This window comes from Haemophilus sp. oral taxon 036, from assembly GCF_002998595.1.
Taxonomy (GTDB): domain Bacteria; phylum Pseudomonadota; class Gammaproteobacteria; order Enterobacterales; family Pasteurellaceae; genus Haemophilus; species Haemophilus haemolyticus_K.
This window is the reverse complement of record NZ_CP027235.1, coordinates 658578-675355: the sequence shown is the minus strand read 5'-3', so window position 1 is coordinate 675355 and position 16778 is coordinate 658578. Positions and strand designations below refer to the sequence as shown.

15 protein-coding genes are annotated in these 16778 nt (G+C 36.7%); 7 read left to right on the top strand and 8 right to left on the bottom strand.

Translation table 11 applies throughout. The features are described from left to right. Position 1: 1 nt before the first annotated feature. Positions 2-1546 carry a Na(+)/H(+) antiporter NhaB gene (gene nhaB / locus C3V42_RS03305; protein WP_106013629.1) on the bottom strand — a complete coding sequence of 515 codons (1545 nt, stop codon included), beginning with the start codon at positions 1544-1546 and terminating at the stop codon, positions 2-4. A gap of 124 nt (positions 1547-1670) precedes the next feature. On the opposite strand from nhaB, the gene fadR reads away from it, so the two are divergent. From fadR to ruvX, 4 genes are all read left to right on the top strand, one after another. Further along, complete coding sequence (gene fadR, locus C3V42_RS03300) at positions 1671-2396, top strand: fatty acid metabolism transcriptional regulator FadR (RefSeq protein WP_106013628.1); 726 nt, start codon at positions 1671-1673, stop codon at positions 2394-2396. 96 nt (positions 2397-2492) lie between these two features. Then, on the top strand, positions 2493-3230 hold the full coding sequence (gene rsmE, locus C3V42_RS03295; protein ID WP_106013627.1) for a 16S rRNA (uracil(1498)-N(3))-methyltransferase: 738 nt from the start codon (positions 2493-2495) through the stop codon (positions 3228-3230). After that, positions 3227-3787, top strand: a complete 561-nt coding sequence (locus C3V42_RS03290; protein WP_106013626.1) for a YqgE/AlgH family protein — start codon at positions 3227-3229, stop codon at positions 3785-3787. Before rsmE ends, C3V42_RS03290 begins: the two co-directional genes overlap by 4 nt. Continuing rightward, a complete protein-coding gene (ruvX, locus tag C3V42_RS03285; protein WP_106013625.1) occupies positions 3787-4209 on the top strand; it encodes a Holliday junction resolvase RuvX in 423 nt (140 codons plus the stop codon). The genes C3V42_RS03290 and ruvX overlap by 1 nt, the downstream gene beginning before the upstream one ends. Before the next feature lie 42 nt (positions 4210-4251). On the opposite strand, the gene arcA is transcribed toward ruvX, so the two are convergent. Beyond that, positions 4252-4962 (bottom strand): two-component system response regulator ArcA, encoded by a 711-nt coding sequence (gene arcA / locus C3V42_RS03280; RefSeq protein ID WP_048953492.1) that lies wholly within the window; start codon positions 4960-4962, stop codon positions 4252-4254. A 192-nt stretch (positions 4963-5154) separates the two neighbouring features. Between arcA and C3V42_RS03275 the strand changes: the two genes are divergently transcribed. Together C3V42_RS03275 and C3V42_RS03270 are read left to right on the top strand one after the other, a co-directional pair. After that, entirely contained in the window at positions 5155-6891 is a 1737-nt protein-coding gene (locus tag C3V42_RS03275; protein WP_106013624.1) for a protein-disulfide reductase DsbD, read from the top strand. 111 nt (positions 6892-7002) lie between these two features. Next, a complete protein-coding gene (locus C3V42_RS03270) occupies positions 7003-7407 on the top strand; it encodes a DoxX family protein (RefSeq protein WP_106013623.1) in 405 nt (134 codons plus the stop codon). Between the two features lie 111 nt (positions 7408-7518). On the opposite strand, the gene ndk is transcribed toward C3V42_RS03270, so the two are convergent. Together ndk and pepB are read right to left on the bottom strand one after the other, a co-directional pair. Beyond that, positions 7519-7941: a nucleoside-diphosphate kinase gene (gene ndk / locus C3V42_RS03265; protein WP_106013622.1), complete on the bottom strand. Its 423-nt coding sequence runs from the start codon at positions 7939-7941 to the stop codon at positions 7519-7521. 10 nt (positions 7942-7951) lie between these two features. Continuing rightward, positions 7952-9256 (bottom strand): aminopeptidase PepB, encoded by a 1305-nt coding sequence (pepB, locus tag C3V42_RS03260; protein WP_106013621.1) that lies wholly within the window; start codon positions 9254-9256, stop codon positions 7952-7954. A gap of 143 nt (positions 9257-9399) precedes the next feature. On the opposite strand from pepB, the gene C3V42_RS03255 reads away from it, so the two are divergent. Then, on the top strand, positions 9400-10650 hold the full coding sequence (locus C3V42_RS03255) for an O-antigen ligase (protein ID WP_106013620.1): 1251 nt from the start codon (positions 9400-9402) through the stop codon (positions 10648-10650). 58 nt (positions 10651-10708) lie between these two features. Here C3V42_RS03255 and degS read toward each other — a convergent pair whose 3' ends face one another. From degS to recC, 4 genes are all read right to left on the bottom strand, one after another. Then, complete coding sequence (gene degS / locus C3V42_RS03250; RefSeq protein WP_065265561.1) at positions 10709-11731, bottom strand: outer membrane-stress sensor serine endopeptidase DegS; 1023 nt, start codon at positions 11729-11731, stop codon at positions 10709-10711. Then, on the bottom strand, positions 11732-12850 hold the full coding sequence (gene ribD, locus C3V42_RS03245) for a bifunctional diaminohydroxyphosphoribosylaminopyrimidine deaminase/5-amino-6-(5-phosphoribosylamino)uracil reductase RibD (protein WP_065265562.1): 1119 nt from the start codon (positions 12848-12850) through the stop codon (positions 11732-11734). It lies immediately after the preceding gene. Between the two features lie 2 nt (positions 12851-12852). Next, positions 12853-13302: a transcriptional regulator NrdR gene (gene nrdR, locus C3V42_RS03240; RefSeq protein ID WP_005627362.1), complete on the bottom strand. Its 450-nt coding sequence runs from the start codon at positions 13300-13302 to the stop codon at positions 12853-12855. 62 nt (positions 13303-13364) lie between these two features. Further along, positions 13365-16739 carry an exodeoxyribonuclease V subunit gamma gene (recC, locus tag C3V42_RS03235; RefSeq protein ID WP_106013619.1) on the bottom strand — a complete coding sequence of 1125 codons (3375 nt, stop codon included), beginning with the start codon at positions 16737-16739 and terminating at the stop codon, positions 13365-13367. Positions 16740-16778 lie beyond the last annotated feature (39 nt).

Sequence of the window (16778 nt, the reverse complement as noted above, 5' to 3'; positions counted from 1 at the left end):
CTTAAATCGGCAAAATTAAACCTAAGCTTGCCAACCAATCTGTAGTTGCAGGTAAAATAAATTCGATAGCAAATAAACCTACAAGCGACATAACAACAGTATAAGGCAAAGCCATATAAACCATTCTTCCGTAAGAAAGGCGAATTAATGGGGCAAGGGATGAAGTCAATAAGAATAAGAATGCAGCTTGTCCATTTGGTGTTGCGACTGATGGTAAGTTTGTTCCAGTATTGATTGCCACAGAAAGCAATTCAAATTGATGAGGTAAAATTACGCCATTCGCTAATGCAGATTTTGCTTCGTTAATATAAACTGTTGCGACAAATACGTTATCAGAGATAGAAGATAACAATCCATTAAAGATATAGAAGAGAGCAAGCTGAGTATTTTCTTCAGAAGCAAGTACAAAATGAATAATAGGTGCGAATAGTTTTTGATCAATAATTACAGCAACCACAGAAAAGAAGACAACAAGTAGGGCTGTAAATGGCAAAGACTCTTGGAATGCTTTACCGATAGTGTGTTCGTCAGTTACACCTGTGAATGCTGTAGCAAAAATGATGATACTTAAACCAATTAAGCCTACCGCCGCAAGGTGGAACGCCAATCCAAGAATTAACCAAATCGCGATTAACGTTTGAACACCTAATTTGATTTTGTCTTGTTTAGACATTTTTTCTGAATTAGTGCGGTCTAAATCTGACAAGATTTTCCACACATCTTCAGGTAATTTTTCACCATAACCGAATAATTTGAATTTTTCGACTAAGAAGCAAGTGAGCAATCCACAGATAAATACTGGAACAGTAACTGGTGCCATGCGGAAGAAAAATTCGATAAAGTTCCATTTGGCTTGTTCTGCAATGATTAAGTTTTGTGGTTCACCCACCATTGTCATCACACCACCAAGTGCGGTTCCGACGCCAGCATGCATCATTAAACTACGTAAGAAAGCTCGAAATTTTTCTAAGGTTTCATGATGTTGATCATCAATTTTAGCATCATCAGAAATATCCACCGCATCCATTAAACCATTTCCTGATGCGACTTTATGGTATACCCCATAAAATCCCATTGCGACACTAATAATGACCGCAACTACGGTCAATGCGTCAAGAAAAGCGGATAAAAAGGCTGCGCTAAAGCAAAATGCGAGAGAAAGTGCAATTTTAGAGCGAATTTTAACGAGTAATTTAGTAAATACATAAAGCAGTAATTGCTTCATAAAGAAAATACCCGCAACCATAAACATTAATAGTAAAATTACTTCAAAATTAGACATAATCTCAGCTTTTACATGCTCTACGTTTGTCATGCCTATAATAATAGCTTCAATAGTTAATAAACCACCGGGTTGAAGGGGGTAGCATTTCAATGCCATGCCTAACGTGAAAATAAATTCAGCGACCAATAGCCAGCCCGCTAGGAAAGGGCTGATGAAAAAGAAAATAATCGGATTAATAATGAGAAAAGCAACAATGGCAAGTTTATACCAATCCGGACTTGAACCAAGAAAGTTTTTCATAAAAGCTTGAATGTTTGTCATAGGGGACTCCATTATTTTTTATCATGCTGACATTGTAATATATCCGTCTTTAAAGGATAATAAAAACTAGCTATTTTTTCATAAAATTGCATCTTTTTTTATTTTTATCTGATTTTTAAGTGTAATGCAAAACGATAATGACATTTTAAAAGCGCAAAGTCCTGCGGCTTTGGCTGAAGAGTATATTGTAAAAAGTATTTGGCAGGATATTTTTCCCGCAGGGAGTAATTTGCCTTCAGAACGAGATCTTGCTGATAAAATAGGGGTAACTCGTACAACATTACGTGAAGTGTTGCAACGTTTGGCTAGAGATGGCTGGTTAACAATTCAGCATGGTAAACCGACGAAAGTGAATAATATTTGGGATACGGCCGGACCAAATATTATTGAGACATTGATTAGTTTGGATATGCATTCAGCACCAATGATTATTGATAATATGCTATCTTTACGTAGTAAAATGTCTGAATTTTATATTTATGAAGCTGTTAAAAATTCTCCAGTGCAGTCTGCCGCACTTTTTGCATCACTAGAGCAATTGGAGAATACTGCTCAAGATTACACGGAATTTGACTATACTTTGTTTCGTCAATTTACTGTGGTAGCTAATAAGCCTTTTTATCGATTAGTATTCAATAGTTTAAAGGGCGTTTATCAACGAATTGGTTTACTCTTCTTTAAAGAGGAAAAGCACAGAGAACTTACTAAACAATTCTACTTAGAAATGCAGCAAATTTGTCAGGTAGGTAACGCTGATGCTGTAGTAGATTGTATTCGTAAACATAATGTTCGCTCTATCACTTACTGGCATGCTATTTTAGAGCGGTTACCTCAAAATCTATCTGATTAATTTATAGGGAATGAGAGGCTTAAAATAGCCCACGTGTAAATTTATTTTTCATGTGAAAGATATTATTCCCGTCTCCTATTAACATTTTAGAATACTATGCGCATACCTAGAATCTATCACCCTGAATCACTAGAATATCAAACGCAATGTCAACTTTCTGAAGATGCTGCCAATCATGTTGGTCGTGTATTGAGAATGGTAGAAGGTGAGCAACTTGAACTTTTTGATGGTTCAAACCATATTTATCCAGCAATAATCACAGAATCCAATAAGAAATCGGTAAAAGTTAATATCTTAGGGAGAGAACTTTCTGATAAAGAATCCAATTTAAAAATCCATTTAGGTCAAGTTATTTCACGAGGTGAACGGATGGAATTCACCATTCAAAAATCTGTGGAATTGGGAGTAAATGTGATTACGCCACTGTGGTCTGAACGTTGTGGCGTGAAGTTAGATGGCGAACGGATGGATAAAAAAATTCAACAGTGGCAAAAAATTGTCATTGCTGCTTGTGAACAATGTGGTCGTAATGTGGTGCCAGAAATTCGTCCTCTAATGAAATTACAGGATTGGTGTGCAGAAGATGATGGGGCGATTAAATTAAATCTACATCCTAGAGCACAACATAGTATAAAAACGTTACCAATGATTCCAAAAGATGGGGTACGTTTGTTAATTGGTTCAGAAGGCGGGTTATCAGAACAAGAAATAGTGCAAACACAACAGAAAGGTTTTACTGAAATTTTATTAGGAAAGCGTGTATTACGTACCGAGACTGCTTCACTAGCAGCGATCAGTGCATTACAAATTTATTTTGGAGATTTAGGAGAATGATGGAACTGCAAGGGAAGTTTCTCATCGCAATGCCTCATTTAGATGATTATTTTAATCGAACTGTGGTGTTTATGTGTGAACATAACGAACAAGGTTCTATGGGATTAGTAATCAATCAGCCCACGGATTTAAGTATTGCAGAACTTTATTTAAAGCTTAATTTTATGATGAAAAATGACCGCGCTTTTGGTAATGAAATGGTCGTTGCTGGCGGTCCGATACATTCAGAGCGTGGTTTTATTTTACATAAAAATACACTTAATCATTTTCAACATACTTACAAGGTTACTGATACACTTTCTATGACAACATCTGCTGATGTTGTAGAAACCTTTGGGTCTACATTCGCTCCAGAAAAATATTTAGTTGCGCTAGGATGTGCAAGTTGGTCTGCAGGGCAGTTAGAAAAAGAAATTATTGATAATGCCTGGTTAGTTGCACCAGCTAGTGAACAAATTTTGTTTGATACACCTTATGAAGAACGCTATATAGTGGCCAATCAATCTCTTGGTATTCATCCTCATAATTTTGTGATGGCTCAAGTGGGGCATAGTTAATGGGGATCACTGTACTTGCCTTTGATTTTGGTACAAAAAGTATTGGTTGCGCGGTTGGACAAAGTATAACTGGAACGGCTCAAGCACTTCCAGCATTTAAAGCACAGGATGGGATCCCTAATTGGAGCGCTATTGAAAACTGTCTAAAGGAATGGAAGCCTGATGTACTTGTTGTTGGTTTGCCACTTAATATGGATGGTACCATTCAAGACTTAACTCTACGAGCGAAAAAATTTGCTAACCGGTTGCATGGGCGTTTTGGTATTACTGTTGAGTTACAAGATGAACGTCTGACAACAATGGAAGCGCGTAGTGAGATATTTGAACGTGGTGGTTTCAGATCACTTAAAAAGGATAAGGTCGATGGTATTTCTGCTTGCTTGATTTTAGAAAGTTGGTTTGAGGGTTATTCGGTTCGGTAAAGGCTATTATTCATCTTAAGAAATGAATAATAACCTTTGACATTATTCTATATTACCGCAAAATCGATATCCTTCTCCATGCACTGTCATGATGATCTCATCGGTATTTGAATATTCCTCAAAATGTTTCCTAATTCGGCGAATTGTAACATCTACAGTGCGATCTTGTGGTTTAAATGCTCTACCTGTCATTTTACGCAGAAGTTCTTCTCGAGTTAGCAACTTACCTGGGTTTTCACAGAAATAAAGCATTGCGCGAAATTCACTGCGTGGCAATTTTAGTTCTTGGTTTTCTGGGGTAATGAGATTATGGCTATTTAAATCTAATACCCAACCATTGAAGCGATAAAATTCTTTTCCCGATGTATTTTCTTTTTCTTGGTGAGGCAGAGTTCGGTGTAGTAAGTTACGAGCCCGAATAGTAAGTTCGCGGGGATTAAATGGTTTGGTTAAGTAATCGTCTGCGCCTATTTCTAATCCTAAAATTTTATCAACTTCATTATCTCGTCCCGTTAAAAATATAAGTGGTAAATTAATATTTTCACGCAATTCACGGGCAAGTAATAAACCATTTTTTCCAGGTAAGTTAATATCCATTACCACAAGATTAATCGTGTAGTGTGCAAGAATATGATGCATTTCTGCGCCATCTTGAGCCTCAAGAACATCATACCCCTCAGCTTCAAAAATCCCTTTAAGCGTATTACGGGTCACGATTTCATCTTCAACAATGAGAATTTTTGGGGTAGCCATTTTCCATCCTTATACTTATTTTGGCGTATGCTATCGTAGTTATCATTCTAACGATGTAACATTGTTGTAACAACAGAAAAATGCTCTGATTTTTCATTAGGTTTTGTTTTTGTGATCTACATCATAGTTTTAGGCTTTCAAATTTCTTTATGTTAAAATTTTAGGCAAATTTCCCCTTTTCTAGTTTATTTTATGAAAAAATTTATTCTTTTTTTTATATTTATTTTCACCACATTTGTAGCTAATGCAGGATTGTTTGATAAAAAACAATCATTTTTAAATGTAGATGATGCATTTGCATTTTCTGCTACATTATCTCCGGATAAAACCCAACTCCAGATTCATTGGGATATCGTGAAAGGATATTATCTTTATCAAGATAAAATCAGTGGTAAATTTGTTGATAAATCAAAATTGTTGGTAGCTCGTTTTCTACAACAATCAGAACGACATCAGGATCCTTATTTTGGTGAAGTGAGTGTCTTTACCCAACCCATAGATGGCACTTTTATCGGTGATTTTTCCCATGCTGATGATAAAGTGGAAATATCTTATCAAGGTTGTACAGAAGGTTTTTGTTATCCACCAGAAAGTAAAGTTTTACGGCTTGGTGATCTTGTTATTTCTAATGCTAAAGCTATAGAAAATAATACGGAAGAACCAGTGCTTTTATCAGAGCAAGATCGTTTGGCTGATAGCTTATTTCATAGCAAATGGGCAATTTGGGGCTTCTTTTTATTAGGCGTAGGGCTTGCTTTTACGCCTTGCGTATTGCCAATGTTACCGTTGCTTTCTGCCATTGTTATCGGTCAGCAACAACGCCCAAATATGATGCGAGCGTTTAGTTTAGCTTTTCTTTATGTTCAAGGCATGGCACTGACTTACACCTTGTTAGGGTTAGCAGTGGCGGCTATCGGTTTGCCGTTTCAAATCGCCTTGCAACATCCTTATGTAATGATTGGGCTTTCTATTTTATTTGTTGTTCTTGCCCTTTCAATGTTTGGCTTATTTACTATTCAATTGCCAAATAGCTTACAAAATAAATTGAATACATGGAGCCAAAAACAAACCTCGGGTGCTTTTGGCGGTTCCTTTGCGATGGGAATGATTGCTGGGCTTGTAGCATCACCTTGCACATCTGCACCACTTTCTGGCGCTTTACTTTATGTGGCGCAAAGTGGTGATTTATTCACTGGAGCAGCAACCCTTTATTTACTCGCACTTGGTATGGGCGTGCCGCTGATGTTAATCACATTGTTTGGTAATAAAATTTTGCCAAAATCAGGTGAGTGGATGAACACAGTGAAACAAACATTCGGCTTTGTTATGTTAGCGTTACCTGTGTTTTTACTTTCTCGTATTTTGCCTGAAGCATGGGAGCCGCGCTTATGGGCTGGATTAGCGACAGCATTCTTTATTTGGTTTGCGTTGCAGATGCCTAAGAGTGGTTTTGGCTATGCCATTAAAATTATTAGTTTTGCTTTGGCTATGGTTTCTGTACAACCTTTGCAAAATTGGATTTGGCAAACTCAAACTACAACACAAAGTGCGGTAGAAAATAAGCCTGTTTCTCAGGTTAAGTTTAAGCAAATTAAAAATATTGAAGAACTTGACCGCACTTTAGCGGAAAATTCCCATTCAATCGCGATGTTGGATTTATACGCGGATTGGTGTGTGGCTTGCAAAGAATTTGAAAAGCTGACTTTTTCAGATCCAAAAGTGCAACAGCAATTTCAAAATATCTTGTTGTTACAAGTGAATATGACAAAGAATAGCCCAGAAAATAAAGCATTAATGGAACGTTTTAATGTGATGGGATTACCCACAATTTTATTTTTTGATAAGCAAAATAATGAGATTCAAGGAAGTAGAGTAACGGGCTTTATGGATGCCGATTCTTTTTCTAATTGGATTGAAAAGCTACTTTAGTTATTTTTTTCTTTTGGTAAAAAGTATTTTTCAATTTTAATTATTGTTTAACTATCCGTTAAAGATTAATATGGTGCCGTTTTAATTCATCTTTAAACAAAAGGAAAGTAAATGAACAATCTTGAAAAATATCGCCCTTATGTATTAGCTCTATTACGTATCACTGCTGCTTACATGTTTATCTTACATGGCACAGCAAAATTTTGGGAGTTTCCAATTTCTATGACGGGTGGAAATGGTCCAGTCGGCGACTCAATGATGATTGTAGGTGGCGTGATTGAAATTGTCGGCTCAATCTTATTAATTTTAGGATTATTTACGCGCCCAGCTGCGTTTGTTTTATCTGGTCAAATGGCTTTTGCGTATTTCTTTATGCATGTGGCTGGAAAAGAGAATTTATTATTCCCAATTGCAAATGGCGGTGAGCTCGCGTTACTTTATTCTGTTATATTTTTGTACTTTGTTTTTTCTGGTGCGGGCGCTTTATCATTAGATAACAGACTTTATAGAAAGTAGTTTAGTTTTATAATTTTAATCCTTATTTTGCCCACATAAAGTGGGCTTTTTTTTAATAAAGCACCTAGATATGTATCTAGGTGCTTTGTTGTTAGAGATAATATAAATATGTCAATAGGTATAGATTTCTGAATCAACAAAGAAATAGGCTATTTCACGTTTAGCACTTTCTAGGCTATCAGAACCGTGAACTGAATTTTCGCGTTGACTTAACGCAAAGTCTTTACGAATTGTACCTTCTTCTGCTGTTTCTGGATTCGTATTGCCAATTAAAGTGCGGTAATCTTTAATTGCATTTTCTTTTTCTAATACAGAAACTAAAATTGGTGCTGATATCATATAATTAATAAGTGGTTCAAAAAATACTTTCCCTTGATGTTCAGCATAGAAACCTTCAGCTTGCTCACGTGTTAAATGTAGCACCTTTGTGGCAATGATCTTAAAACCAGCTTGTTCAAAACGTGCCAAAATAGCACCTATAAGATGGCGATTAACTGCATCAGGTTTAATAATAGAAAGTGTTCTTTCCGTCATAAGTAAATCCTTATTCTTCTGATTTTAACAATAATAAATTTGCAAGTGTTTGTATACCAATACCTGTAGCACCCACCCCCCATAAATCGCTACCTGATTTACGATAAGTTGCTGCACAATCAATGTGTAGCCAGTTTTTCTGATAATTTTTTATAAAATAAGAGAGAAAAGCCGTTGCGGTGCTTGCACCTGCTCCAACCGGGACACTACCAATATTAGCAATGTCTGCAAATGATGAGCTGATTTGTGAACGATGGAAATCTTCAAACGGTAAACGCCAGAAGGGTTCATTTTCATCTTGAGCAGACTGGAATAGCGCTGCTACTAAGCTCTCATCCATTGAAAGTGCTGCATGATAATCATTACCTAATGCAACTTTTGCCGCTCCCGTTAATGTTGCACAGTCAACAATAAATTTGGGGTGCTGATTATCAGCTTCAATTAACCCATCCGCTAGGACAAGACGGCCTTCAGCATCTGTATTTAATACTTCAGCGGTAATGCCATTTCTATAAGTGATAATATCTCCCAATTTAAAGGCATGACTACTCACTAGGTTTTCGGCACAACATAAGTAAAGTTTTACACGTTGATTTAACCCTCGTGTAATTGCTAATCCTAAAGCACCAGTTAATAATGCTGCTCCCCCCATGTCGGTACGCATAGTACTCATTCCATCACTTGGCTTTAGGCTATAACCACCACTGTCAAAAGTAATTCCTTTCCCAACTAAACAGGCTAATATTGGCGCATTAGGATCATTTGTTGGGTTAAAATCAAGTTGTAACATAGCTGGGGGATTTGCTGACCCCTTACCAACTGTCCAGATACCATGATATCCTTGTTGTTCAAGTTCTTCTCCTGAAACGATCTGGAAACTTACCGCACTTTTTTTATTATAAATATCTGATTGATTTAAGATAAATTCGGCTGCATGCTCGGCCAATTTTACCGGCGTTAAGTTTTGTGCTGGTTCATTAATGATTTCACGTACAAAATCACTGCATTCAATACGTGCTAACAGTTCATCTTGTGGTTCGTCATCAAGATGAGGAAATTCAATTGAATAATCTTGTTTTGCGGTATAAAAGCCTTGGTAAAATGCCCAGCAAGATTCTAATGCCCAATTATCACCTAAAAGCTCAACTTCTTGAATGCCTATGTTACGTAACTTACGTGCAGCCTGTTGTATTAAAGTACGGTCTGTTTTTTCATTGTTTTGTAAATGAATAGTCGCTTGTTTATCGTTAAAACTGAGAATTGTTTTTTCCCCCCAAACAGCATTAGCTTGTTGGTATGAAAGTATAATTTCCACTTTGTCCTCCAGATAAAAGAAAATGAGGGAGAACACTATACCAGTTTTATTCTTGATTTCATAAAGTAATAGTCTGATTTTGGGAGTATTTATGAATAAATTCAGGTAAAATAGCTCATCTTAGTAATTAGGTTGACGTTGCGATGACTTCATTTTTTCATAAAAAATATATTACTTTTTGTATTAATGTATTTGTTGGGCTATTTTTTACAACGGTTTTGATATTCAAGAAGGGATATAGCTATGTTCCCATAACTTTAGGTGCTGTTAGTGTTATTTATGTTATTATTTATTTTATAAAATCAGAGATACATGATGAATTATCTAAAATAGATAAAATTTTCATATTTTCCTTATTATATTATCTTATTAGTTTTTTACTTTCTGTTTTTATTAATCAGGATAGTTTTAGAGAAATTGATAACCCAAGTCGAGTTTTATTATTCATTCCTTTATTCATTTTATTTCGACATTTCCCATTAAAGATTGATACGATCTTGTATGCTATTCCGACGGGGGCAATTATAACAGGGGGCGTGGCATTATTTCAGAAATTTTATTTGGGATATGATAAACCTTTTCCTGAAATTATGCATATTCAGGTTGGGGATATAGCCATTTCATTAGCGACATTTAGTTTAGTGATTACGATACATTTTTTCATAAAACAATATTATAAATCTGTATTAATAGGATTGGCTGGAGTTATCCTTGCAATGAGTACAAGCGCATTATCTGGTGCTCGTGGTGGCTGGGTAGGATTTCCAATTATACTGATTATTCTTTTATTACTATATCGCCAATTTCTTAGTAAGAAACTGATAATAACTTTTTTTGCTATTATGGGTGGATCTTTTATTCTTCTTGTAATGAACCCTAAATTTAATATGACGCAGCGTTATTACGCTGCTGAGTCTGATATTAAGTTATATCTAGAAAAAAATGATAAAAGTACATCATTAGGGGCTAGATTTGACATGTGGGAGAATGCATTTGTAGCTATTAAAGAATCGCCTATCTTTGGTCATGGGCGCAGAGGCTATGAACTATTCAGAAATAAACAGATAGAATCAGGTAGTATGGCGAAAACGACCTTGCAGTTTAATAGCTTGCATAATCAATTTTTAGAATCTTGGGTTAAACGGGGATTATTAGGTTTTATAGGATTGATAGTTATATTATTTGTACCTTTTATTTATTTTATGAAAAATTGTAAACAACAAAATTTAGAAATAAAATGTGTCGCAATTTTAGGTATTATGCATCTATTATCCCATTTATTCTATTTTATGAGCCAGTCATTTCTTGCGCATAATTCGGGATCGTTATTTTATTTCTTCGTTTGTATTATTTTTTATAGTTTAATTAGATCTTCTCGTTCTTCTTCCTATTAAAAAGAGAAAGAGTTAAAAATAGAAAGTCAGTTCCATGATTAAGAACGCTACTTTTTTATTAATTTACTGGAAATTCTTCAATGACAACAGGAAGTTGTAAGATTTTGCCTAATCGTAGAATGGTGACGAGAACTTTTGAATTAGGTTTTGTATTTGCGATAATTTGCATCATTTCTCGGGCTGAAATGCCTTCTTGATTATTTAATTTCAAAATGACATCACCTAATTGAATTCCTGCTTTTGCTGCTGGGCTATTCGGGCTTACTCCAGTGATGACTATGCCTTCTTCACTACTTGAACTGATGTCGCTTTGCACACCAAAATAACCTCGGATAACACGCCCATCTCGAATGATTTTCTGTAAAACATCATTTGCAATATCCATTGGAATGGCAAAATTTAGTCCTTCTGCTATTTCATTAGCGGTTTTCCCAATACTAAGGGTGCTGATTCCAACCAATTCCCCTGCAGAATTAATTAATGCACCACCTGAGTTGCCTCGGTTAATTGAAGCATCGGTTTGGATGAAGTTTTGTCTGCCAACAGAATCACCTACGGCATTACGTCCCACTGCGCTAATAATACCTTGAGACACGCTTTGCCCTAAGTTATAGGGATTACCGATTGCTAATACCACATCACCAACGTGAGCTTGACGAGCTGAATTTTGTGGAATGGTTGAAAGATTATTTGCACGAATTTTTAGAACAGCGAGATCGGTGAGATTATCTGAACCAACAAGACTAGCTTCAAAAATATTTCCGTTTTGCAATGCTACTACAATTTGATCCGCATTTTGGATAACGTGTTTATTCGTCAGAATATAGCCATCTTTACTCATAATTACGCCAGAACCTAAGTTATTTACTTGTAGCTGATCATTATCATTAATGCTGGCGGAAGAAAAAGAGCGGTTATAAACATTCACTACTGCTGGAGAGGCAATACGCACCGCATTTTTGAACGATACAATATCGTCTGAAGTGAAGATATTGCTGTTATTCAGTCTTGGAACAGCAAACAAAATCACGCCCGCAGCAGCCAAGCCCCAAAGTGCGGAATGGAAAAGTTTTTTAAGCATTTAGATTCCTTTCGGTGTGTAAGTTAATTTTATATCGTCACCGATTTGTTCTAATTCATTGAGTTGCCATAATGGTGCATCAGCAAGTTTAGTTAAATTCGGTAATTGGCATAGACCACGAGCATTGTCGCCAAGTAATTTGGGCGCAACGTAAATAATCAATTCATCTACTAATTTCGCATCAATTAAACTACCCGCTAAATTTGCTCCAGCTTCTACCCAAAGGGTATTTATTTGGCGTCTTCCCAGTTCTCGCATTAATTCTTTTAGTAAATTTTCTTTTGGAAGAATAATTTGTTCGCAGAAATCAGGAAAGCCTGCTAAATCTCGCGGTTCATTAGAAACTAACCAAACGGGAGAATGCGTTAAAAAAAGTTTATGAGTCGGCTGAATGCGATGTTGTGAATCTAAAATGACTCGTACAGGCTGGCGAAGATCTTCTTTTTTATATTTTGTTTTAAGATTTTCAGGAAATTCGTCCCAGCGTACATTAAGGCTTGGATCATCTGCAATTACTGTCGCAGAAGTAGATAAAAGTGCGGATGATTTTGCACGCATTTTTTGTACGTCAGAACGAGCATCAGGGCCCGTAATCCATTTACTTTCTCCACTTGCCATTGCTGTTCGTCCATCTAAACTCATTGCAAGTTTGAGTTGAACAAAAGGCATACCTTGACGCATTCGTTTTAAAAAGCCTTTATTTATTTTTTCCGCTTGATCGTTTAATAAATTCACCGCACTTTCGATGCCTGCATCAGATAACATTTTCAAACCTTTCCCTGCGACTTGAGGATTCGGATCTTGCATAGCTGCAATGACTTTCACTACGCCAGCCTCGATTAATCCTAATGCACAAGGCGGAGTGCGACCATAATGAGAGCAGGGCTCTAAGGTGACGTAAGCGGTTGCTCCTTTGGCATTTTCGCCAGCTTGGGCTAAGGCAACGCGTTCAGCATGAGGTTGCCCCGCTTTAAAATGAAAGCCTTCCCCCACAATTTCACCATTTTTTACCAATACGCATCCTACCGATGGGTTCGGTGTAGTGGTATATTGACCTTTGGCGGCTAAATCCAAGGCGCGTTGCATAAATTTGCGATCTTGTGCAGAAAATTCGCTCATGGTTAATCCTTTAAGCTCTCAATTTCTTTGGTGAATTGATTAATATTATCGAAACTCAAATAGACCGATGCAAAACGAATATAAGCCACTTTATCGAGTTTTTTTAACTCATTCATCGCGAGTTTTCCAACCAGTTTACTTGGTACTTCACGTTCACCCGTCGCGCGTAATTGAAAAATTATATGGTTAATTGCTTGTTCAACATCATCCGCACTTACAGGGCGTTTTTCTAAGGCGTGCTGAATACCACTGCGTAATTTATCTTCATTGAACGGTTCTCGAGTGCCGTCAGTTTTAATAATTTTTGGTACGATTAATTCGGCTGTTTCAAAGGTAGTAAAACGCTCATGACAATGACCGCACTCACGACGGCGACGAACTTGATAGCCATCCGATACCAAACGGCTATCAATTACCTTGGTTTCTTCTGTAAAACAAAATGGACAGCGCATAGACAATTCTCCGTAAAAAGGGCCGTTATCTTAGCAAAAAATCGGTTCTTTGACGATTAGCTTTATGCCTTTCTTGTCTTCTTTTGTACGAATAATAAGCCAAACCAATCTTTTGTTTGTTTTAATAATTTTTCGATATTTCCAGTTTGTTCAAATCTTGAGGTTTGCGCCAATACGCGTGACCAATATGGATCTGCTTGAGCGCCGTAATTGCTGTCTTCGCCCAGTTCCTGAAGTTTTGTAGAAATATTGTCAAAATCTACCGCACTTTCATCGTCCACAATAAAATCATTCACATTTCTTACCGTTGGCACCAATTGGATTTCTATTTGACTTTGTAAATAATCTTTTACGTAAGTTTCTAATTGAGCGAGAGCGGTTTTGCGCTCAATAGGCGGTAATTCGATAACTTGATCTTGCGTAATTAATTTTGGTGGTACCGCATTTTCTTGTGTAACACATTGAATCAAATAATAAATCCAAGGACGGATACAATAGCGATCTTTGTATTTCGCAAAATGCCATTGAATCACCTGTGAATCATCGCCAAATAAAGGCTCCATATAACCAAATAGACGAATTTCTTGATTTTCATTGTGCCAATTTACGGATAAATTGAAATCGACGGAAGCATGTTTGGCTTCACCAAGATCCGCTATTTTCTTTTTAAATTCCAAAACATTGTCTCGAATATTTTCAGCATAAACTTTTCCAAATTCGGCTCGAGGTAACACGCCTTTTACTTCTGCTTGTCTAAAATAATCAGAAAAATTTTGTTCATCAAGGTAGATTAAGTCATTATTGAGCGCGTAATTATCGAATCCACTTAAGGTGAAATTTTCACTGTCGGCAATACGATCATCTTCATCACGGAAATAGACACCGAGTTGTTTTTCAAAGAAAAATTTCACTGGATTTTCCACAAAGCTGACTAAACGATCCAGTTCAATTTCTTCTATTTTTTCTGGGTTTTCTGTCATAGTGACGGCAAATTCTGAATTGCTAGCTGTTGCGTCAAATTGTGCTATTGGCAACCATTTTGTCGCAAAAGAGCGGGTAAATTTCTCGTTATATTTGAAATTATCTGGGCTAAATGCCGTCATGGGATGCTCAATCACCGTAAGGGTATTTTCGCTTTGACCTTGATTAATATAATCCACGAGTTGACTTACCAATACAGAAGGTTCTTTCGGTTGATTATCTGTAATGGAACGGCCAACATAGCTGATATAGCAATAATCACGTGCTGCCAATAAGGCTTCTAAGAACAAATAGCGATCATCATCACGGCGAACACGGTCGCCTTTTTGATGGTGATATTGCATTAAATCAAAACTGTTTGGTGTTTGTGTTCTAGGGTAATCCGCATCATTCATTCCAAGTAAACAAACTACCTTGAATGGCACTGAACGCATTGGTAATAAGGTGCAGAAGTTTACTTTTCCTGCAAGGAATTTGAGGCTATTTGGCGCATCTTCCAATTTCATTGTGATGACATCGGCAATCACGTCTGCTTGCAATTCTTCAGTAAAATGGAGAGTTTTTAGATGCTCAGCTAATTCATTAATTTTCTCTTGAATATAGAAAATCGTGTCGCTTGTGTCTTCATTTTGCACGAAGAAATCTGATAAAAGCGCGGTTAAAATTTCTTGCCATTTTTCGATGGAATGTGCTTGTTGCAGCGTTTCATGCAACGCTGAAAGTGCGGTGAAAAAGTGAGATAAATTTCCAGCAAGTTCACCCTTTAAGCCATAGCTGCTGTTTAACCCTAGGCTATCTTGCCAAATACCGTGTTCTTCACGCATCGCATAACCTAACATCATTCGTTCTAATCCTGCCTGCCAAGAATTGAAATTGATACCATCTTGATTTTTTTGCAAACCGAAACGAATCCCTGAATCCGCCACCCATTCTCGCACTAATGGCAAATCAGCAAGAGAAATATTAAATCGTTCTCGCATCGCAGGAATATCCAGCAACGCTAAGACGTCCTCTGCACTAAAATTGCTTTCTTTTAAGCGCAATAAAGTTAAGTAACTTGATACCAACACATCACTTTCTGAAAGTTTATTATCCGAAAGTGAAAATGGAATTTGTGGCGCATCCCCATTTTTTTGCCCGAAAACTGCCTGAATATAAGGTGTATATTGGTTTATATCTGCCACCATAACAACCACATCTTTTGGCGTAAGGTTAGGATCTTGATTAAATAAATCTAATAAATAATCGTGCAATATTTCCACTTCACGCATAGCACTGTGGCAAGAATGTAGGGTTAAAGTACGGTCATTTTTTGCGATATTTAGCGGTTTATTTTCTAAATGCAGAATTTGAGACTGCAATTGCCCAAGCAAACTGTTCGATTTAATTTCTTGATAAGCATTGACGGGATAAGTTGGAATATGTTCTTCATCTCGCACCAAGGTGTAAAGAAAATCTCGCCCCATTTTTCCCCAAGCAGCCAGTAACGGATTGCCTACTTGAAGGTTTTCTTTTTGATAAGTGACATCAAACTGAGCGTTTTCTAGTTGAGAAAGTTGATCCTCGGAAAACAGCGGTTGATTTTTATCTTGTTTATTGAATTGATAACGCTTGCGAGAACGCAAATAATCAAGGCGTAAATCTCTAATATCTCCCCAATACTCTTGGCATGGATTATTAAAAAATAAATGAATATCCACTTCTGATGACATCGCTTGCAAAATATTGAGATAAGCAGTTGGAAGTGCTGGAATACCAAAAATAAATATGCGTGAAGGTAATTTTTTCGGTGCTTTCTTATCGGCAAGCAAGGCTAAGAACTGATTATGCAAAGCCGCTCGATGTGTGGCATCACCAACATCTGATTTAACATCGACGACCAATGCATGCCATAACTCACCTTGCCATTTTGTATTGCCTTGAATTTGCGCAAACAAAGTTGTGTTTAGGTTAGGTTGTTGTTTTTGTATTTGAGCGGTGATTTGTTCATCTTCGCCTTTTTCCCAAGCTAAAATCCATTCTGGTCGATAAACTAAATATTGGTCAAATAAATCGGCAATTTTGCTGCTGAGTTGATAAAGTTTGTATTGTTCAGAATGTGGCGAGGACGCTAAATAATTGCGTAAAGGTGAAAAACTTTCTTTCTCGAGAAAAGTCGGGATTAATCGCATTAAACGCCATGTCATTGAATCTTTATCAAAAGGGTTTTCCAATGCCGTTGCAGGTAAGTTCTGAGCATAAAGTTGCCAAATAAAACTTGCTGGCATAGGAAATTTTAGGTTCGCTGAAATGCCTGTTTCTTTCGCTAATTCAATTTGCAGCCATTGCGCCATACCTGGGCTTTGCACCAAGATAATATCTTGCTGAAAAGGATCTTCTGGCGGTAAAGATTTGAATAAGGAAGAAAGGATTTCTTTTTGTTTTTCGAGTTGATTGGAATAATAAACAATGAACACAATTGGCGACCTTTTGATGATTTAATCTAGAAAAAGACA

Excerpts from the sequence above, each read along its gene's own strand:
- nhaB (WP_106013629.1), bottom strand. The coding sequence starts at position 1,546 with ATGACAAACATTCAAGCTTTTATGAAAAACTTTCTTGGTTCAAGTCCG.
- fadR (WP_106013628.1), top strand. The coding sequence starts at position 1,671 with ATGCAAAACGATAATGACATTTTAAAAGCGCAAAGTCCTGCGGCTTTG.
- rsmE (WP_106013627.1), top strand. The coding sequence starts at position 2,493 with ATGCGCATACCTAGAATCTATCACCCTGAATCACTAGAATATCAAACG.
- C3V42_RS03290 (WP_106013626.1), top strand. The coding sequence starts at position 3,227 with ATGATGGAACTGCAAGGGAAGTTTCTCATCGCAATGCCTCATTTAGAT.
- ruvX (WP_106013625.1), top strand. The coding sequence starts at position 3,787 with ATGGGGATCACTGTACTTGCCTTTGATTTTGGTACAAAAAGTATTGGT.
- arcA (WP_048953492.1), bottom strand. The coding sequence starts at position 4,962 with ATGGCTACCCCAAAAATTCTCATTGTTGAAGATGAAATCGTGACCCGT.
- C3V42_RS03275 (WP_106013624.1), top strand. The coding sequence starts at position 5,155 with ATGAAAAAATTTATTCTTTTTTTTATATTTATTTTCACCACATTTGTA.
- C3V42_RS03270 (WP_106013623.1), top strand. The coding sequence starts at position 7,003 with ATGAACAATCTTGAAAAATATCGCCCTTATGTATTAGCTCTATTACGT.
- ndk (WP_106013622.1), bottom strand. The coding sequence starts at position 7,941 with ATGACGGAAAGAACACTTTCTATTATTAAACCTGATGCAGTTAATCGC.
- C3V42_RS03255 (WP_106013620.1), top strand. The coding sequence starts at position 9,400 with ATGACTTCATTTTTTCATAAAAAATATATTACTTTTTGTATTAATGTA.
- degS (WP_065265561.1), bottom strand. The coding sequence starts at position 11,731 with ATGCTTAAAAAACTTTTCCATTCCGCACTTTGGGGCTTGGCTGCTGCG.
- ribD (WP_065265562.1), bottom strand. The coding sequence starts at position 12,850 with ATGAGCGAATTTTCTGCACAAGATCGCAAATTTATGCAACGCGCCTTG.
- nrdR (WP_005627362.1), bottom strand. The coding sequence starts at position 13,302 with ATGCGCTGTCCATTTTGTTTTACAGAAGAAACCAAGGTAATTGATAGC.